Source organism: Amycolatopsis bullii, assembly GCF_014654205.1.
GTDB lineage: Bacteria > Actinomycetota > Actinomycetes > Mycobacteriales > Pseudonocardiaceae > Amycolatopsis > Amycolatopsis plumensis.
In genome coordinates, this window is record NZ_BNAW01000005.1 from 223,906 (window position 1) to 241,200 (window position 17,295).

Annotated in this window: 20 protein-coding genes; 12 read left to right on the forward strand and 8 right to left on the reverse strand. The window is 71.7% G+C overall.

Annotated elements, in window-relative coordinates:
• Positions 1-23: 23 nt before the first annotated feature.
• On the reverse strand, positions 24-272 hold the full coding sequence (locus IE317_RS09425) for a hypothetical protein (RefSeq protein WP_191308273.1): 249 nt from the start codon (positions 270-272) through the stop codon (positions 24-26).
• Positions 273-363: 91 nt separating this feature from the next.
• Here IE317_RS09425 and IE317_RS09430 point away from each other — a divergent pair, with 91 nt between their 5' ends.
• Together IE317_RS09430 and IE317_RS09435 are read left to right on the forward strand one after the other, a co-directional pair.
• Positions 364-1,263: a LysR family transcriptional regulator gene (locus IE317_RS09430; protein WP_191308275.1), complete on the forward strand. Its 900-nt coding sequence runs from the start codon at positions 364-366 to the stop codon at positions 1,261-1,263.
• A gap of 54 nt (positions 1,264-1,317) precedes the next feature.
• A complete protein-coding gene (locus IE317_RS09435; RefSeq protein ID WP_191308277.1) occupies positions 1,318-2,130 on the forward strand; it encodes an SDR family NAD(P)-dependent oxidoreductase in 813 nt (270 codons plus the stop codon).
• Positions 2,131-2,356: 226 nt separating this feature from the next.
• On the opposite strand, the gene IE317_RS09440 is transcribed toward IE317_RS09435, so the two are convergent.
• Entirely contained in the window at positions 2,357-2,815 is a 459-nt protein-coding gene (locus IE317_RS09440) for a MarR family winged helix-turn-helix transcriptional regulator (protein WP_191308279.1), read from the reverse strand.
• 93 nt (positions 2,816-2,908) lie between these two features.
• Here IE317_RS09440 and wrbA point away from each other — a divergent pair, with 93 nt between their 5' ends.
• Positions 2,909-3,583: an NAD(P)H:quinone oxidoreductase gene (wrbA, locus tag IE317_RS09445; RefSeq protein ID WP_191308281.1), complete on the forward strand. Its 675-nt coding sequence runs from the start codon at positions 2,909-2,911 to the stop codon at positions 3,581-3,583.
• A 45-nt stretch (positions 3,584-3,628) separates the two neighbouring features.
• Positions 3,629-5,101 carry an MFS transporter gene (locus tag IE317_RS09450; RefSeq protein ID WP_229902590.1) on the forward strand — a complete coding sequence of 491 codons (1,473 nt, stop codon included), beginning with the start codon at positions 3,629-3,631 and terminating at the stop codon, positions 5,099-5,101.
• An 8-nt stretch (positions 5,102-5,109) separates the two neighbouring features.
• Here the strand turns inward: IE317_RS09450 and IE317_RS09455 are convergent, their stop codons facing one another.
• The 4 genes from IE317_RS09455 to IE317_RS09470 all read right to left on the reverse strand — a co-directional run bounded on the left by IE317_RS09455 (position 5,110) and on the right by IE317_RS09470 (position 8,275).
• A complete protein-coding gene (locus tag IE317_RS09455) occupies positions 5,110-5,286 on the reverse strand; it encodes a hypothetical protein (RefSeq protein WP_191308283.1) in 177 nt (58 codons plus the stop codon).
• A 150-nt stretch (positions 5,287-5,436) separates the two neighbouring features.
• A complete protein-coding gene (locus tag IE317_RS09460; RefSeq protein ID WP_191308285.1) occupies positions 5,437-6,630 on the reverse strand; it encodes an AI-2E family transporter in 1,194 nt (397 codons plus the stop codon).
• A 585-nt stretch (positions 6,631-7,215) separates the two neighbouring features.
• A complete protein-coding gene (locus tag IE317_RS09465) occupies positions 7,216-7,437 on the reverse strand; it encodes a three-helix bundle dimerization domain-containing protein (protein ID WP_191308287.1) in 222 nt (73 codons plus the stop codon).
• 58 nt (positions 7,438-7,495) lie between these two features.
• Positions 7,496-8,275 (reverse strand): class I SAM-dependent methyltransferase, encoded by a 780-nt coding sequence (locus IE317_RS09470; RefSeq protein WP_191308289.1) that lies wholly within the window; start codon positions 8,273-8,275, stop codon positions 7,496-7,498.
• Positions 8,276-8,375: 100 nt separating this feature from the next.
• Between IE317_RS09470 and IE317_RS09475 the strand changes: the two genes are divergently transcribed.
• On the forward strand, positions 8,376-8,930 hold the full coding sequence (locus IE317_RS09475; protein WP_229902591.1) for a CGNR zinc finger domain-containing protein: 555 nt from the start codon (positions 8,376-8,378) through the stop codon (positions 8,928-8,930).
• Between the two features lie 81 nt (positions 8,931-9,011).
• Here IE317_RS09475 and IE317_RS09480 read toward each other — a convergent pair whose 3' ends face one another.
• Both IE317_RS09480 and IE317_RS09485 read right to left on the reverse strand, forming a co-directional pair.
• Positions 9,012-9,149 carry a hypothetical protein gene (locus IE317_RS09480; protein WP_191308293.1) on the reverse strand — a complete coding sequence of 46 codons (138 nt, stop codon included), beginning with the start codon at positions 9,147-9,149 and terminating at the stop codon, positions 9,012-9,014.
• 420 nt (positions 9,150-9,569) lie between these two features.
• Complete coding sequence (locus tag IE317_RS09485) at positions 9,570-10,406, reverse strand: leucine-rich repeat domain-containing protein (protein WP_191308295.1); 837 nt, start codon at positions 10,404-10,406, stop codon at positions 9,570-9,572.
• A gap of 267 nt (positions 10,407-10,673) precedes the next feature.
• On the opposite strand from IE317_RS09485, the gene IE317_RS09490 reads away from it, so the two are divergent.
• Genes IE317_RS09490 through IE317_RS09520 form a run of 7 tightly spaced genes read left to right on the forward strand, consistent with a single transcriptional unit; the run spans position 10,674 to position 17,283 of the window.
• The gene (locus IE317_RS09490) at positions 10,674-11,618 is read left to right on the forward strand and encodes a helix-turn-helix domain-containing protein (protein ID WP_191308296.1); all 945 of its coding nucleotides are present in this window, start codon (positions 10,674-10,676) and stop codon (positions 11,616-11,618) included.
• 57 nt (positions 11,619-11,675) lie between these two features.
• The gene (locus IE317_RS09495) at positions 11,676-12,443 is read left to right on the forward strand and encodes a MoaF C-terminal domain-containing protein (RefSeq protein WP_191308297.1); all 768 of its coding nucleotides are present in this window, start codon (positions 11,676-11,678) and stop codon (positions 12,441-12,443) included.
• A 10-nt stretch (positions 12,444-12,453) separates the two neighbouring features.
• A complete protein-coding gene (locus IE317_RS09500) occupies positions 12,454-12,849 on the forward strand; it encodes a nuclear transport factor 2 family protein (protein WP_191308299.1) in 396 nt (131 codons plus the stop codon).
• Positions 12,846-14,018 carry an ABC transporter substrate-binding protein gene (locus tag IE317_RS09505; protein WP_191308301.1) on the forward strand — a complete coding sequence of 391 codons (1,173 nt, stop codon included), beginning with the start codon at positions 12,846-12,848 and terminating at the stop codon, positions 14,016-14,018. The genes IE317_RS09500 and IE317_RS09505 overlap by 4 nt, the downstream gene beginning before the upstream one ends.
• A gap of 10 nt (positions 14,019-14,028) precedes the next feature.
• Positions 14,029-14,889, forward strand: coding sequence for a branched-chain amino acid ABC transporter permease (locus tag IE317_RS09510; protein ID WP_191308303.1), 861 nt, complete (start codon positions 14,029-14,031; stop codon positions 14,887-14,889).
• Positions 14,876-16,594, forward strand: coding sequence for a branched-chain amino acid ABC transporter ATP-binding protein/permease (locus IE317_RS09515; RefSeq protein WP_191308305.1), 1,719 nt, complete (start codon positions 14,876-14,878; stop codon positions 16,592-16,594). The genes IE317_RS09510 and IE317_RS09515 overlap by 14 nt, the downstream gene beginning before the upstream one ends.
• A complete protein-coding gene (locus IE317_RS09520; protein ID WP_191308307.1) occupies positions 16,591-17,283 on the forward strand; it encodes an ABC transporter ATP-binding protein in 693 nt (230 codons plus the stop codon). Before IE317_RS09515 ends, IE317_RS09520 begins: the two co-directional genes overlap by 4 nt.
• Positions 17,284-17,295 lie beyond the last annotated feature (12 nt).

A 17,295-nucleotide genomic window follows, 5' to 3' on the forward strand; every position in this document is an offset into this window, starting at 1 on the left:
GCCCGTGGAAAGGTCAGCTGAACTCACCCTCGCGAGCGCCGCGCTCCACCGGAGTTCACCAGCTGTTCCAGAAGTTCGAACCGCGAGAGCTCGTCGATGAGCCAGTTCCGGTAGTCGTCGAACGTGGCCGCGAAATCCGCCGGGAGGGGTGCGCCGAAGCCGGGCGGCGCGAGCAGGACCACCTCTCGCTGCCGGGCCTCGGGCAACTCGTCGATCAGCGGCGCCCACACCGCGGGAGTCACGGGAACGCCGTTGACGAAAGCCATGGTCATGTCCCCAAGACACCATCGCGCGGTGCCGTGCGTCCAAGACCTCATCCGCACGACGCCATACCGGAACGGCATGACGGAGTAGCCTGCGAACATGCTCCCCGACCTGGATCTGCGGCTGGTCCGGTACTTCCTGGTGGTCGCCGAGCAGCTGAACTTCGCCCGCGCGGCCGAACAGCTGCGGGTCGCCCAGCCGTCCCTGAGCCGCCAGATCCAGCGGCTGGAAAACGCCCTGGGGGTACGCCTTCTGGAACGCACCAGCCAGGGCAGCCGGCTCACCGCCGCCGGCGCGGCGTTCCTGCCCCGGGCACAGCACCTGGTGCACAACGCCGAGCAGGCCGTGCTCGCCGCGCGCGCCGCGGCGCCGGCCCGCACCATCACCGTCGGGTACGCCGACGACCTGGTCATCACCCCCGCCGTCCGCGACCTGCGAAACCACCATCCCGGCGCCCACGTCCGCACCCGTCATCTCAGCTCGCGGGAGGCGGGCGCGCTGGTGGATCGGCAGATCGACGCTCTGGTCATCCGCGCACCACTGCCGATACCCGAAGACGACCTCGCCGTGACCGCGCTCTACACCGAGCCTCTGGTCGCCCTGGTGTCCACCACCCACCGCTTCGCGGGCAAGGAGTCCATCAACGTCGCCGACGTCCGGTCGGAGCCGCTCGTCGGCTGCACCGGCATGGGCGCGAACTGGACCGGCTTCTGGCGCCTCGAACCCCACGAGGGCCATGGTCCGGCCCCGCTGGGACCCACCCTCGCCGACACCTACGACGACAAACTGGAAGCCATCGCCGAGGGCACGGCCATCGCGGTCGTCCCCGCCGACGACCGGCGCTTCACCCTGCGTCCCGATCTGGTCGCCGTTCCCCTCGAGGGGGCCGAGCCGAGCCAGGTCGTCGTCGCCGGCCGTGCCGGGGAGACCAACCCGCTCGTCGCGGAGTTCGTCCGTTCCGCGCAGAAGCTGCTCGTCCGCGATGCCGCTCGTGCATGACCAGGTGCGAAACAGGTCTTGGACCCGCGCGCCGGCCGCCGGTTCGCTGGTGGCATGACCGTTGACTACCGCGCCCAGACCGTGCTGCTCACGGGAGCGAGCTCCGGTATCGGAGCCGCGTTCGCCCGAACACTGGCCGCGCGCGGCGCGAACCTCGTGCTCGTCGCCCGCCGCGCCGACCGGCTGACCTCGCTGGCGGAGGAACTCCGCCGCGCCACCGACGCCCGCATCGACGTGATCCCGGCGGACCTCGCCGGGCCCGGCGCCGCCGATGAACTGCACCACGCGGTCACCGAGCAGGGCCTCCACGTCACCGGCCTGATCAACAACGCCGCGTCCGGATCATTCGCCCCGTTCCTCGAGTCCGAACCCGGCCGCCTTTCCGCCGAGATCGCCGTGGGTGCCCTGGCACCGATGCGGCTGGCGGCCGCCTTCCTCCCCGGCATGGTGAACGGCCGCCACGGCTTCGTCATCAACGTCGCCAGCGTGTCCGCCTCCCTGCCTTCGCCCCGGATGGCGGTCTACGGCGCCACGAAAGCGTTTTCCCTCAGCTTCACCGAGTCACTGTGGGCCGAGCTGCGCGGCACCGGCGTCACCGTGTTCGCCGTCTGCCCCGGCGCCACCGCCACCGAATTCACGTCGGACATGGGCCCGGACGCGGCCGTGCTGACCGCCGGAAAACTACGCACGCCCGACAACGTCGTCACCACCGCGCTGAACCACCTGGAGCGCCGCGACCCGGGCCCCGTCGTCGTCGACGGCCGCGCGAACCGCCTCGGCGTGCTCGCGAGCCGGCTCCTGAGCCGCCGGCGAGCCGCCCTGACGATGACCCGTGTCTTCGATCCCCGTCGCGTAACCGTCCGGTAGTCCCGTGGCACGAAGAGCGAGAAGATCCAACCGCTGACAAAGACGCGCCGGTTCGCTTCGGTAACGTGCTTCGTATAGCTGGGGATCTTTCCCTCAAGCCGATCGTGCACCGAACACGTCCGGCCCCACCCGCCCGAACAAGCGGGAGGAGCACCGGCCTGCGGATCGGGCCCACGCGGCTCGCGTCAGCGGGTGTCCCCATCAACTCGGGATGGCACCCGGCGGCTCATCCGGCGTCGCGGTGCTGGCGGGCACGCCGGGTGTCGACGTTGCCGGCCAGGGTCTTGAGAAGGTCGGGTAGCTCGGCCACCGTTTGCGCAGGCAGGCCGGCGAGGGTCTGCTGCGCCAGGGCGCACCACAGCTGCTTGATCCCGTCGGTCAGGGCCCGGCCGCGGTCGGTGAGTTCGACAACGGTGGCGCGCTGGTCGTCAGGAGCAGAGCTGCGGCGGATGTGACCGGCCGCTTCGAGCTTGCGGGCCATCAGCGTGACGCTGGGCCGCTCGACCCCGAGCGCCTCACTGAGCTGGGCCTGGATCATGGGCCCGGACCGGGCGAGTTCGAGCAGGAGGGCCTCCTGGCCGGGGTGCAGTCCGAGCGGGGCCAGCAGTTCGGCGGTCCTGGCCCGGTGGCGCAGGCTCAGCATGCGGATGGCCTGGTTGATGGCGTCGGCTTGGTCGAAGTCCACGAGCACTCCCTTGACAAGTTGGTTACCCGCATAATTATTATGCACATAACGTTATCCGGATAACCAACGCTGCGCAACCATCAGGGAGCCGACATGACCGCGAAGGTCGCCGTCATCTACTACAGCGCCACGGGCACCGTGCACGCCCTTGCCCAAGCCGTCGCCGAGGGGGCCGCCTCGACCGGGGCCCAGGTGCGGCTGCGACGAGTCGCCGAACTGGCACCCCAGGCCGCGATCGACCAGAACCCGCAGTGGCGGGAGCACGCTGCCGCCACCACGAGCGCCGAGGCCACGATGGCGGACCTTGCGTGGGCTGACGCGTTCGCGTTCGGGACACCGACCCGGTTCGGCACGCCGGCCGCGCAGCTCAAGCAGTTCATCGACCAGGCCGGCGGGCTGTGGCAGGAAGGGGCCCTGGCCGGCAAGCCGGTGACGGCCTTCACCTCGGCGTACAACCGGCACGGCGGCAGCGAGGCCACAATCCTCTCGCTGGGCAACGTGTTCTACCACTGGGGCGCGCTGATCGTCCCGCCCGGGTTCACCGACCCGGCCGTGTACGCGGCGGGCGGCAACCCCTACGGCGTCTCCGCCGTGACCGGACCGACCGGAGACGACCTCAAGACCGCGGCCTTGGACGCGGCCAGCTACCAGGGACAGCGGCTGGCCCAGATCACGATCAGGCTGCTGACCGGCCGCCACGTCGCCGACACCGAGTCCGACGGCAACGCCCGCGCGGCCGCGCCCGAAACGCCTCTCCGGACCGCGTGACCGGACGTCATCACCCCAGCCTCTTCCCTCCCTTAGGAGACTCTTGTGACCACCCCACCCTCCGCGGCTGCCCTGCCCGGCGGCCCTGTCGAAGCACGAACCGGATCCGCGTGGCTGATCCTGGCGCTGGTGTGCGCCTGCCAGTTCATGGTGATCCTGGACTCCTCCATCGTGAACGTCGCGCTGCCCTCGGTCGACCGCGACCTCGGCTTCACCCCCGCCGGCCTGGCCTGGGTGGTGAACGGCTACCTGCTCACCTTCGCCGGCTTCATGCTGCTGGGCGGCCGCGCCGCCGACCTGTTCGGTCAGCGCCGGATCCTGACCGCCGGACTGGTGCTGTTCAGCGCCGCAAGCCTGGTCGCCGGCCTGGCGCCCCTTCCGCAGCTCCTGGTGGCGGCCCGCGTCGCACAAGGCGTCGGAGCCGCGCTGCTGGCCCCGGCGACACTGGCCGTGATCAACACCAGCTTCGCCGAGGGCCGCCCGCGCGCCCGCGCGTTCGGCGCGTGGTCGGCCGCAGGCGGTGTCGGCGGCATGGCGGGCGCGGTCGCCGGCGGCGCCCTCACCGCCGGCCTGTCCTGGCGGTGGGTCTTCCTGATCAACGTGCCGATCGGCGCCGTGCTGATCGCAGTGGCCGTCAGAGCGCTGCCCGGCACCCGAACCGCCCGGGAAGAAACCCTCGACATCGCCGGCGCGGTCACCGGCACGGCCGGGCTGGCCGCGCTGATCTACGGGATCATGCGCAGCACCGACCACGGCTGGGCGTCCCCGACGGTCCTCGGGCCCGCCGTGGCGGGCCTGCTCCTGCTGGCCGCCTTCACCGTGGTGGAAGCACGGTTCGCCACCCACCCGATGCTGCCCCTGCGGCTGCTGCGCATCCGCGGCGTGGCCGTCGGCAACGGCATGCTGCTGCTCTTCGGCGGGACCGCCATCGCGATGTGGTACTTCACCTCGTTGTTCCTGCAGAACGTCCTCGGATACGGCGCATTCCAAGCCGGGCTCGGGCAAACCCCCGCCGCAGTGACGTTCATGATGATCGCGCGATCAGCCGCCGCGCTGCTGCCCCGCGCCGGCGTACGCCCCTTGATCCTCGCCGGCAGCGCGTGCTTGCTGACCGGGTTCGGCTGGCTCGCCCAGGCCCAGGCCGACAGCGGCTACCTCACCGGCATCCTCGGTCCCACCCTGCTCATCGCCACGGGCATCGGACTGACCTTCCCCACCCTCATGGCCGCCACCACCGCCGACGTCCCCGGCCGCGACGCGGGGACCATCGGCGGCCTGGCCCAGACCGCCGGCCAGGCAGGCGGATCGCTGGGCTTGGCGGTGCTCGCCACCGCCGCCACCAAGACGGCGGACGGCGGAAGTTCCCCGTCCGCCCTCGCCACCGGCTACGACCGCGTCTTCCTCATCGCGGCCGGATTCGCACTGGCCATCGCGGCGGCCGGCCTGCTGCTGCCACGACACCGGCCCGCAGCGACCAGGAGACGGCGAAGCCAGCCTCCTGGTGCATTGCCGAGGTGAAGATCAGCTCACACCCCTCCGGCTCGTCCTTGCCGATTGAACTGGCTGCCCACCAGGTCCTCAACGGCCTTCGCTTGATCCGCGTTGAGGGACGCAAGCTTCTCGTGGCGTTCTGCATCGGCATGGGCTGGGTCGAGCAGCGCCGTCCCGGTAGACAGGTCGTCTTCCAGCGCGCGCAGCAGCATCGGTGACGGGCCTGGTGCTGGGCATCCTGGCGGCGGTTCTCGGTCCGGCGCCGGTGGTGCCGGCGTCGACTCCGCCGGCGACGGCTGAGCTGGTGGCCGGGAGTGGCGGATCGTTTCCGGTCGCCGCGGCGACCTCGACGGCGGCAGGGGTCAGGCCTGATCGAGCCGCGGGAACGTGACCTCGTGCAGGATCAGCAGCACCGCCGCGGCGATCGGGATCGCGACCAGCGCGCCGATCACCCCGAGCAGCACCCCGCCGAGCAGGACCGCGACCACCGTGACCAGTGCAGGCACCTTGACGACCTTCCCGATGATCCGCGGCACCAGCAGGTAGTCCTCGAGCACCCGGTAGACGAGAAAGAACCCCACGGTGGCCACCGCGACCGGCCAGGAAACCGTCAACGCCACCAACGACACGGCGATCCCGGCGATGGCCGTACCGAGGACGGGAATCAGGTCGAGCAGGGCGACCAGGATCGCCAGCAGCAGCGCGTACGGCACCCCGAAGATCAGCAGCCAGCCGTACGCGGCCGACCCGGCGATCAGGGAGATCAGCGCGTTGCCCAGCACGTATGCGCCGACCTTGGCGAAGATCTCGTCGCCGATGAGGATCACCCGCGGTCGGCGCGAGTGGGGCACCAGCCGGTAGAAACCCCGGCGGATGCGCGGCAGGTCGGCCAGGAAGTAGATCGTCAGCACGATCACGATCAGCAGGTCCCCCAGCGTCCCGAGCACGGCCTTGCCGGCCGACAGCGCGGTGTCGAGCACTCCCGATCCACCGCTGAGCAGCTGCTGCAGGTGCTGCTGCAGCCCGAAGCGGTCGTTGAGCTGCCCCAGCGGCGAGCTGTGGTCCTGCAACGTCTGCAGGTACCGCGGAGCTTGGTGCGCGAACGCCGTCGCCTGTTCCACGACCACCGGGATCGCCAGGGCGAGGAACCCGCCGACCACGACCAGCAGCCCGAGCAGCACCGCCAGCACCGCCGCCCACCGCGGGAACCGGCGGCCCACCAGCCACGACACCGCGGGTTCCAGGCCGATCGCCAGGAACAGCGCCAGCCCGATCAGCACGAGGGTGTCCTGCGCGGTCACGATCGCCTGGGCGAGCACGTAGGCCACCGCCACCCCGGCGGCCCCGAGCAGGCCGACGAAGAACGGCGACTTCCGGTCGAGCCGGCGGCCGGGTTCGCCCAGCGGCTGGACCAGGGTGCTCAGCTGCGCCGCCTCCGCCTCCGCCTCGGCCACCGTGCCCTCATCCTCGGTGTGGGGCTGGGCCACCAGGTCGTGGTGCCCCTCGCGCGCGGCATCCCCGCGGTCGCCGGGCTCGTCACCGGAAGACGCTGCCATGGTCGAGTCCCTCCGTACCGCCGGATGTCAACGGGCGTGAGTTCCCCCGTTCCGGTGGTTTGAAGCGGAACCGGCGAGACAACTTTTCCGCGTCCGGCCAGCCGACCACAGTGGACGATCGCTCCCGGGCTCATCCGACGGGCGCTCGCTCGAGGAGTGCGGGACGGCTGCACCCGCCGCCGCCAACAGTCAGCGCGACCGCGTGGACAGGCTCATCGACCCCGCCTTCCTGCCAGCTCGAAGCAACCGAGGTTACGGCTGGCCGGGCTGGTCAGCCAACGCCGTGCCGGACGGCGGGTCCTGTACCGGGCGCGCGGCGGGCACGTCCGCCGGCTGCTGGTGGAGGCGATGAACGCCGCCGACCACCACTTGCACGACATCCCCGACCACGACTAGCGCGCGGCCACCCGAAGTCACTGCGAGGCGGCTGCCTGGTGCCCCACAACGAACTCGACGAGCGCACGCCTGGTTCTTCCTGTCCCGCGAGCCGACCGGCCGGAGCTCAAGAACGTTCCGCAGCCGGCAGACGCTGCTCGCAATGACCGGCTTCACGTGGGCCCGCGCACTGGCGGGCCCACGCGGCACTCAGGCTCGTTCGAGTCGGTCCCGAGCCGAGCGCTCGACCAGAACGGGCAGGAAGCTGCGGACACCGGCGTCGTCGAACCGCCGGCGTTCCGCCGCGATCGCCGCTTGGACGTCGTCACGACGTTCAGGTCCGAACTCGTCGATGAGCCGTGAAGCCAGCGCTTCGAAGCTCTCGTCCTCGCCTTTCTTGGTCAGCTCGTCCATCGCGGGGTGGTGCGCCATGCCACGTCCTCCGTGCGTCGACGAATCTTGGTCACGAACTGCCCGGCGATCACCCGGCTCAAACCGCCGGCGCTTCGGCGATCGCGCAGACGAGCCGATTCCCACCGTGCTGCCAGAGCGTGCCCACCTCGGCGAACCCGGCGGCTCGCAAGGCGCGCTCGTGCGCGGACAGCTGCGCCGACTCGGCGCCACGGTGGCCGGCGGCCGGGCCGTCTCCTCGCCGAGCGACGAGCTCCGCGAGAGCAGGGTCCTCGGTGACGCCGTCCCACCACCGCCGCCAGTCGTCGAGGTTTTCCCCACGCGGGCCGGCCGCCTGCCGCAGCAGGTGCCGCTCGAGCTCCGCGAGCCCGGGCGCGGCGTCCTCCACGCTGAGGTCGTCGCCGTTGAGCAGGACCCCGCCGGGCCGCAGCAACCCGGCCAGCTCGCGGTACGCGACTCCCAGTTGCGGCTCGGGCAGCCAGTGCAAGGCCGTCGTGCTGACTGCGGCATCGACGGGTCCGCCCAACGCCAGCTCGGCGCCCCACCCTGGGCGGCCGAGGTCCGCTTCGACGAAGCGCAGGCCGGACCGATCGTGGTGAGCGGCGCGCGCCAGGCCAAGCAGCAGCGGATCGGCATCGACCGCGACGACCGTCGCCGCCGGGATGCGGTCGAGCACCCGCACCGCCAGAGACCCCGGTCCGCAACCGAGGTCGAGCACCGAGGGATCCGGCCTGCCGCACGCGGCTTCGAGCGCATCGAGCAACACCGTGAAGCGCGCCTCGCGATGCGGGACGTAGGTTTCCTGCTGGCGGTCCCACCGGCTGATCCACGTCCGCGCGTGCTCGCTCGAAACCGGCATCCCAGCCTCCCGTAACTGTCTTCTATGATCAGTGACAGTCACGCTCGCAGAGGTAGGTGTAACTGGTCAAGTGGAATTCGACAGTCACTACAGCGGACCAGTGCGCGTCGCTGCACTACTGGCCAACGCGTTGACCAGCGGCGAAGAACGCGGCCGCCCACTGGTCGTCCCCGTCGGCGACGACCTTCGGGAGGCTGCGACCACGGCCTTGCGCGCGGCGGGGGAAAGCACCGAAGACCTGCCGCTGCTCACCAGCACGGAGGCGGAGGCGATGGTGCGCGTGGCCGACGAGCTGGCTTCGATCTTCGCCTCGGCCGCCGAGGCGGATTACGACGGTGCTGCCGCGGGAGCCAACCGACTGATGGAGCACTACGCCGCGCAGCCCCGTCTGGTCTGCCATCCTGGCCAGGACTGGTGGCACCTGCACTTCGCCGGAACCCGCGGCGGCGTCGCCGGCGAGTGGGCCGGAGCGTGCGCCGCGGCCTTGGCGGTCGTCCTCGGCAGCGCGGCCCGCGACCGGCTCGGCATCTGTACGGCGCCGCGATGCGATCGCGTCTACGTCGACACCTCGCACAACGGCAGCCGCCGGTTCTGTTCGACGGCCTGCCAGAACCGCGTGAAGACCGCGGCCTTCCGAGCCCGCAACCGAAGCTGAGCCGGGCGGTCAACGGTAATGCGGCGCAGACGCGCAGTCGAACAACGTCATGCCGCTCGGCGTCCGGAGCGGCACCGGCGCTCAGTGGCCGCGCGCCCATGTCGCGCGTTCGCCGAGCACGCCCGGCAAACCGGGTACCGCGGTCAGAGAGAGGAACCGCAGCTGTCCCGGGTGCAGGCCCGGCAGGAAGCTCAGCACCAGCAGCCCCACAGTGTCCACAAAGGATCGCGACGGTGCCGCCGGTGAGACCGCGGCCGAGGCCGTTGTAGCCGAAGACCATTTCCCACCAGGAGTCGCCACGGCTGCCGTCGACGTGCGGACGTTCGCCGCGCGGGACGAAGCCGACCACCACGAGCCACGCCAGTGACACGACGAGCGCGGTCCCGCCGAGGACGGTCGCCCGCCACATCCGCCGCCCAGGAGCGACCAGGCACGCGGCCACCAGCGCGGGCAGGACGACCCACGCCTCGATCATCTTGATCTGGAACCCCACGCCGACCAACGCCCCGGCACCACGTCGTCGCCTCAGGCGCAGACCAGGCCCGAGGCGGCGACGCTGCGAACGAGGCAAAGCGCACGGACGCGCCGGGCTTCGCCGAACCTCGTTCAGCATGACACCGGTGCCCCTGCGCGGCGGGGCTACTTGCGGACCTCCGCGGGCTTGAGGTTGTAGTGAGGCGCCCCGCGCTCGAACGACACGTTCTCCACGACGGGCAGCTCACGCAACGGGCTGAGGTCACCGTCGCGGAACGTCGTCCGGCCACCGAACGCCACCGTGCGCAACGCCGGATGGCCCCGCAGCGGTGCCAGGCTCTCGACCTCTCCCCCGTTCTGGAGATCGAGCTCCTGCAGCCGCGGCAGGGTGCGGACGAAGTCGAGGGACGCCACCTTCGTGCTATTCAGCTGTACGATCTCCAGGTCCGGGAACTCGCCCGCGAACGTCACCTTGCCGTCGTAGAGCCACAGCGTCCGCAGCTTCGGCGCGGCGAGGCCGGCCAGGGTCAACGTCGTGGTGCGTTTGAGCTCCAAGCGCAGGAACTCCAGCGACGGCTTGTCCCCGAGCACCTCGAGGGACGGCTCCGTCTTGGGCCAGTCCCACACCGTCAGCTCCCGCAGCTCGCGCAGCTTTGCCAGGTCCGCGACCGCCGGCAGGAACGGCATCCCGAGCACCCGCAGTCGCGTCAAGCCGGCGAGCGCGAGGGGCCCGTGGTAGTCGGTGGCCAGGGCGAGCTCCTCCAGAGCGGGCACATCGGCCACCGCCGAGCAGTCCGCCACGCCGCGCAGCAGCCGGACCCGGGTCAGCCCGGGCAGGTCGCGGACGAACCCGAGGTCCGGGACGGCCGGGCCGCCCGGCGAGCCGACGAGCAGGCCCGTACAGCCCTCAGCCGCGAAGCGCTCGCTCAGCTCCGGGGTCCAGGGCACGTCCTGGACCTGGAGCTCCTTCGCGCCGTTGACCGTACGGACCTTCACTCCCACGCTTCGCCTCCCAGTACCGCGCTTCGTCACGCTGAAGACTCCGCGCGCGTCAGGGCGGATGATGAGCAGCCCACGGCACTCATGAATAGAGGAAGCGTCGGTGTTTGTCATGGGGGCCGCTGTCCGCGGATCGCCTGACTCCTCCGGTCCCGTCAGCACGGCCGCGAACGCGTCGCCGTCTGCTGGCAGCCGGCCGAGCATTGTCGCCGGTGATCGTATCGCTTATCGTATACGACGCTACCTCCTCCCGACGCTGCGAGGTGACCCGTGCCTGCCCCGACGACCCTCATCGCCCGCGACTTCACCGAATTCCGCGCCGCCGTCTCCCAGTCCTTCGTGCCGCTGCACGTGACCGCGGGCGGTGACGGCTTCCGCGGCCGGATCCGCTCCTCGGCGGCCGATGACGTGCAGGTTTCCGAGGTGACCGCCTCACCGCACGTCGTGGAGCGCACGCCGGAGCTGATCGCGCGCGGCGAGCGCCGCTACTACAAGCTGAGCCTGATCCTGGCCGGTACCGGGCTGCTGGTGCAGGACGACCGGCAGGCCGTGCTGCGCCCCGGCGACGTCGCCCTCTACGACACGCACCGGCCGTACTCGCTGGTGTTCGAAGAGGACTTCCGGACCCTCGTCGTGATGTTCCCGCAGCGGCTGATCGACCTGCCCGCCGAGCTGGTCGGGCGGCTGACCGCGGTGCGGATGTCGGGCAAGGAGGGCGTCGGCAACGTCGTCGTGCCGTTCCTCGCCCAGCTCGGCGGCAACCTCGAGCAGTTGGGCGGCCCCGCCGGCGCGCGGCTGGCGCACAGCGCCGTCGACCTGCTGTCCACCCTGGTCGCCACCGAACTCGACCTCGCGCGCGCGAACGCCGACCCGCACCACGAGCTGATGCGCCGCATCCGCGCCCACATCGACGCGAACCTGCAGTCGACCGACCTCACCCCGGCGCGGATCGCCGCCGAGCACTTCATCTCGACCCGCCACCTGCACGGGCTGTTCCAGGAGCAGGGCACCACGGTGTCCGGCTGGATCCGCACCCGGCGGCTGGAGCACTGCCGCCGCGACCTGCTGGACCCGGTGCACGCCGGCCGCCCGGTCGCGGCCATCGCCGCCCGCTGGGGGTTCGTCGACGCCGCGCACTTCAGCCGGGTGTTCAAGAGCGCGTTCGGCCGGGCGCCGAGCGAGGTGCGCCGGGAGTTGACCGTCAGCGTCCGGTAGTTGCCCGCCAGCGCGTGACCGCTCGCCCGGACCCCGGGGCCGCCCGACGATGAGGCCATGCCCGAAGCCCCCTCCGACGACTGGCGCACCTACGACGAGTTCGCGGCCGGCATCGCCACCTACCGGCTGCCGAACGCCGACCTCACCGGCCGGGACGTCACGATCACCCTCGACGACGGCGAAGTCCTCGCCCTGAGCTTCACCGACGCCAAGCACGTCCGGTGCAACGGCGTCGAAGACCCGTACGACGCCGTCGCCGTGCGCGACGACGTCTTCTTCGTGAACCTGCCGCTCGCCGGCGTCGACGGCGAAGCGCTGACCGTCGTGTACTCGACGGCCACGCACCGCGCCCTCGCCGTCCGCTCGGTGATCGGCGCCGAGGACGTCGAGGGCGTTCCCCGGGTTTCGCAGACTTTCCGGGCCGGTGTCACCGACGGCGGCGAGCCGTCCGGGGCCGTGCCCGGGCCGTCGCGCGACCTGATCGGCAAGCGGAACCTCTACCGCTATAGCCCCGACCACCTCTACGAGCACGTCTACGTCTCCTCGCAGCGCTACGCCTGGCAGTGCCTGGAAGGCGTGCAGCGCGGGCACGGCGACATGGACCTGTCGACGGTGTGGAAGTTCGCCGACGGGCTGTATCTGTTCTGCTTCCGCGAGTTCCGGATCGCCGTGGCCAGCGTCTGGCTGCACGACCTCGGCTACGCCCTGCGCACCACCGGCGTCTTCCTCGGCCTGACCGGCGACGGGCGGTCCGAGCACTCCCGCGCCGGCGGGCACATCTACCCACTGGGCGCGGTGGCCTACCCCGACGCCCAGCCCGTCTGAAGGAGCCCTCGTGTCCAATGTGGACGTCATCCGCGCGCACTACGCCGCCAGCGACGCCGGCGACCTGCCCGGCATGCTCGCCCCGCTCGGCCCCGGGACGACGTGGACGGAGGCGGCCGGGTTCCCCTACGCCGGCACGTACACCGGCCCGGACGAGGTGCGCGAGCGCGTGTTCGAGGCCATCGGCCGGGACTGGGACGGCTACCGCTTCACCCTCGGCGACCTGCTCGACGCCGGGGACGTGGTGGTCGGCGTCGGCACCTACACCGGCACCCACCGCCGGACCGGCCGGTCGTTCACCGCCCGCGTCGCGCACCTGTGGCGCTTCGCGAGCGGCGAGGTCGTGTCCTTCGAGCAGATCGTCGACTCCGCGCCCGTCGTGGCCGCCCTCCGGGAGCAGCAATGAGAAAATTCCTGCCCGCCCTGTCCGCGGCCGTGCTCCTGGCCACCGCGGGCTGCGCCGGCTCCGACGCCGGCTCGAACGGCCCGATCGTGGTCGGGTCGGTCAACGCGCTGTCCGGCGCGGCCACCTTCCCGGAGGCGTCCCAGGCCGCGAAAGCCGTGTTCGACGCGGCCAACGCGGCCGGTGGTGTCAATGGGCGCAAGATCGAGTACAAGGCGATCGACGACAAGGGCGACCCGGCGGCCGCCGCGGCGGCCGCCCGCGAGGTGGTCGGCGGCGACCGGGCCGTCGCGCTCGTCGGGTCATCGAGCCTGATCGAGTGCGAGATCAACGAGAAGTACTACGAGCAGCAGAAGATCCTCTCGATGCCGGGCATCGGCGTCGATCCGGCGTGCTTCTCCAGCCCGAACATCGCGCCCGTCAACGTCGGCCCGTTCCACGACATGACACTCACCCTGCTCTACGGCTCGGAAGTGCTGAAACAGGACGACATCTGCGCGTTGCTGGAGATCGCCGGCAACACGCTGCCGGCGTACCAGGCGGCCATCGGCGAGTGGACGAAGATCACCGGCAAGAAGCTGAAGTACCTCGACTCGACCGTGCCCTACGGCGGATCGGACTACACGCCCTACATCGTCAAGGCGCGCGCGGCGGGCTGCAAGGCGATCACGGTCAACCCGGTGGAGCCGGACTCGATCGGCCAGCTCAAGGCCGCGCAGGCGCAGGGCTGGACCGACGTCACCTGGCTGCTGCTGACCAGCGTCTACAGCGAGAACTACGCCAAGGCGATCTCGAACGCGGGCGCCGGCGTGTACGTCCCGGCCGAGTTCTACCCGTTCACCGACGCCGCCGCCCCGGCCAACAAGGACTGGCGGGAGCTGATGGCGAAGAACAAGATCCCGCTGACGTCGTTCAGCCAGGGCGGCTACCTGGCGGCGAAGTACTTCCTCGCCGTGCTGCGCGGGATGAAGGGCGACATCACGCGCGAGACGGTGTCGAAGGCGCTGCGCGAGATGAAGCCGATCAGCGATCCGATGGTCGGCACCCCGTACGTGTTCGGGCCCGCGCAGGCGCACCACGACAACACCGCGGGCTGGCCGATCAAGCTGGCCACCGGCGCCAACAAGTGGGACCTGGCCGCGCAGGACTGGCTCCGGATCCCGAAGCAGTAGGAGGACGTCGATGCTGCAGGGCGCTTTGGCCGGTCTGGCCGCCGGCGGGCTCTACGCGGTGCTAGCGGTGTGCCTGACCCTGATGTCGCGGCTGGTGCGGGTGGTCAACTTCGCCCAGTCCGCGACCGGGATGTTCGGCTGCTACGTCGCCGTCTTCCTCGCCGTCCACCTCGGTGTCCCGTCGTGGCTGGCGACCCTGGCCGGCATCCTGCTCGGCGGCGCGCTGAGCGCGGTGCTCGGCTGGATCGTTTCCACCTGGCTGGCCGAGGCCGACACCGGCACGCGCTCGGCGACGACGGTCGCGGTGCTCCTGCTGCTGATTTCGCTGGCGTTCATCCTCTTCGGGAACAAGCCGCAGCCGTTCCACCCGCTGCTGGCCGGCCCGGCGTTCACGATCGGGGGTGTGGTGGTCAGCCAGGTCACGGTGCTCACGGTCGCGCTGGCGATCCTGGTCGCCCTGGGCTGCCGGGCGGTGCTGGCCCGGACGGCGCTGGGCGTGCGCCTGCGGGCCCTGTCGGAGCGCCCGACGACGGCGGAGCTGCTGGGCATCCCGGCCCGGCCGCTGTCGGTCGGGGTGTGGACGGCGACCGGGGTGATCGCGACCCTCGCGGTGTCGATCGTGGCGCCGTCGCAGTCGAACGACCCGACGTCGCTGGCGATGCTGGTGGTCCCGGCCGCGGCGGCGGCCCTGCTGGGCGGCTTCCGGCGGCTGGATCTGGCGGTGCTCGGCGGGCTGGTGCTGGGCATGGCGCAGGGTGCGGTGGCGCAGAGTGACCGGCTTTCGGTCCTGCGGTACTTCCTGCCGTTCCTGGTGATCGTGGCGCTGCTGCTGTGGACGCAGCGCAAGGAGGTGTGGGATGCGGCTCGCTGAACACCGTCTCGCGCGGGCGGGCCTGCCCTTCCTCGTCGCGGCCGCGGCCGTCGGCATCGGCTACGCGCTCAGCGTCGGGCTCGCCGGGTACTTCGTCTACCTCGGGGTCAGTGCCGTCGTCGCGGCCATCGCGCTGCTCGGGCTGGGAGTCGTCACCGGGACCGCCGGGATGATCTCGCTCTGCCAGCTGACCTTCGCCGCCGTCGGGGCGTTCGTCGTCTCCGCCTGCAACGTCGCCGGGGTGCCCGGCGGGTTCGGCACCTGGCTGCTGCTCGGCGGCCTCGCCGCCGCCGTGGCCGGCGTGCTCGTCGGGCTGCCCGCGCTGCGGCTGCGGGGCATCACCCTCGCCGTCGTCACCCTCGGGCTCGCCGCGGCCGCCGATCTCACGCTCGTGCAGATCCAGTTCCCCGGCGCCACCGAAGGCCTCTCCGTCGAGCGGCCCGAGGCGTTCTCCGACGACCGCTCCTACTTCCTGTTCGCCGTGCTGGTGCTCGTCGCCTGCGGGCTGGTCGTGCACTTCCTGCGTCGTGGGCGGTGGGGCAGCAGCTGGCACCTCGTCGCCTTCTCCGAACGCGGGACCGCGGCGGTCGGCGCGGGCGTGCGGACGTCGAAGCTCACCGCCTTCGCGGTCAGCGCCGCCCTCGGCGGGATCAGCGGCGGCCTGCTCACCGGGCAGGTCGGCCTGGCCTTCCCGGCCAGTTTCACCGCCATCCAGTCTCTCGCCCTGTACGTGCTGGCCATCATGTCCGGCGCGCACCTGATCGACATGGCCGTGTTCGGCGCGCTGCTCTGGGTCGCCGTGCCCGAGCTGCTCAAACGCTGGGGCGTGCCGCAGGACTGGGGCTTCGTCGTCTTCGGCGTGCTCGGCGTCCAGGCCCTGACCGGCCGCGGCAACCTCGGCACCGCCGTGCGGGCCCTCTGGTACCGCCGCCGCTCCGGCCGGACCGCCGGGGTCGGGCTCACCGAAGCCGTGACTGACGTCGAGCCGCTGCCTCCCGGCGACCCGGTGCTCGAGGTCCGCGGGCTGAGCGTCTGCTTCGGGCACGTCACCGCACTGTCCGAAGTGGACATCGCGGTGCCGGAACACGGGATCCTCGGCGTGATCGGCCCGAACGGCGCCGGGAAGTCCACTTTGGTCGACGCGATCAGCGGCTTCCTGCCCCGGGCCACGGGCACCGCCACCCTCGGCGGACGGCCGCTCACCGGCTCGCCCACCCGGCGGGCCCGTGACGGCCTGCGGCGGACGTTCCAGCAGGACCGCGTCCCGCCCGGCCTCACCGTCGGCGCCTACGTCCGGTTCGTCGCCCGGCGGCGGCTCACCGGCCGCGAGCTCGACGGCGCGCTCGAGTTCTTCGGCTGCCCGGCGGCGCGGACGCCGCTGTCGCGGGTGGACGCGGGCGCGCGGCGGCTCGTCGAGGTCGTCGGGCACCTGCTCGCGAAACCCCGGGTGCTGCTGCTCGACGAGCCGGCGGCCGGCCTGCCGCACGAGGAGCACGTGGCGTTCGGGCGGCGGCTGCGGCAGGTGCCCGCGCGGTTCGGGGTGTCGGTGCTGCTCATCGAGCACGACCTCGACCTCGTCCGGTCGGTCTGCGACACGCTCACCGTGCTCGACTTCGGCCGGGTGCTGGCGAGCGGGCCGCAGGCCGACGTCCTGGCCGACCCGGCCGTGCTGAAGGCGTACATGGGTGAAACGGAGCTGCTGTGAACGCGTTGCGAGTCCACGGGCTGACGGTGAAACGCGGAGCCGGCCCGGTCATCCGCGACGTCGACCTGGTCCTCGAACCGGGCCGGATCACGGCGCTGGTCGGGCCCAACGGCGCCGGGAAGACGAGCCTGCTGGAGGCGGTGTCGGGCGTGGTGCCGCCGTCGGCGGGCAGCGTCCACCTGGGCGGGGTGAACGTGACCCGGCATTCGCGGGTGGCGCGGGCCCGGCTCGGGCTGGCCCACATCGAACAGGGCCGCGCGGTGTTCCCCGGGCTGACGGTGCTGGAGAACCTCCGCCTGACCGCACGCACGCCCGCGGTCGTCGACGAGGTCCTCGGGTTGTTCCCCGAGCTGGAGAAGCGGCGCGACTCCCCCGCCGCCCTGCTGTCCGGCGGCGAGCAGCAGATGGTCGTGCTGGCGCGGGCGTTCGCCGCGCGCCCGGCGTACCTGCTCATCGACGAGATGTCGCTCGGCCTGGCCCCGGTGGTCTTCACCCGCCTGCTGCCGGTCGTGACGCGGTTCGCGGCCGAGGGCGCGGCGATCCTGCTGGTGGAGCAGTTCACGCACCTGGCCCTCGGCGTCGCGCAGGAGGCGGTGGTGGTCTCGTCGGGCCGCGTCACCTACACCGGTGACGCGCAGACGCTGCTGGACTCCCCCGCCACCCTGCACGGCGCCTACCTGGGGGCGTGAGGGTTCACGCCC

Excerpts from the sequence above, each read along its gene's own strand:
- IE317_RS09425 (WP_191308273.1), bottom strand. The coding sequence starts at position 272 with ATGACCATGGCTTTCGTCAACGGCGTTCCCGTGACTCCCGCGGTGTGG.
- IE317_RS09430 (WP_191308275.1), top strand. The coding sequence starts at position 364 with ATGCTCCCCGACCTGGATCTGCGGCTGGTCCGGTACTTCCTGGTGGTC.
- IE317_RS09435 (WP_191308277.1), top strand. The coding sequence starts at position 1,318 with ATGACCGTTGACTACCGCGCCCAGACCGTGCTGCTCACGGGAGCGAGC.
- wrbA (WP_191308281.1), top strand. The coding sequence starts at position 2,909 with ATGACCGCGAAGGTCGCCGTCATCTACTACAGCGCCACGGGCACCGTG.
- IE317_RS09455 (WP_191308283.1), bottom strand. The coding sequence starts at position 5,286 with ATGCTGCTGCGCGCGCTGGAAGACGACCTGTCTACCGGGACGGCGCTG.
- IE317_RS09460 (WP_191308285.1), bottom strand. The coding sequence starts at position 6,630 with ATGGCAGCGTCTTCCGGTGACGAGCCCGGCGACCGCGGGGATGCCGCG.
- IE317_RS09465 (WP_191308287.1), bottom strand. The coding sequence starts at position 7,437 with ATGGCGCACCACCCCGCGATGGACGAGCTGACCAAGAAAGGCGAGGAC.
- IE317_RS09470 (WP_191308289.1), bottom strand. The coding sequence starts at position 8,275 with ATGCCGGTTTCGAGCGAGCACGCGCGGACGTGGATCAGCCGGTGGGAC.
- IE317_RS09495 (WP_191308297.1), top strand. The coding sequence starts at position 11,676 with ATGCCCGAAGCCCCCTCCGACGACTGGCGCACCTACGACGAGTTCGCG.
- IE317_RS09505 (WP_191308301.1), top strand. The coding sequence starts at position 12,846 with ATGAGAAAATTCCTGCCCGCCCTGTCCGCGGCCGTGCTCCTGGCCACC.
- IE317_RS09510 (WP_191308303.1), top strand. The coding sequence starts at position 14,029 with ATGCTGCAGGGCGCTTTGGCCGGTCTGGCCGCCGGCGGGCTCTACGCG.
- IE317_RS09515 (WP_191308305.1), top strand. The coding sequence starts at position 14,876 with ATGCGGCTCGCTGAACACCGTCTCGCGCGGGCGGGCCTGCCCTTCCTC.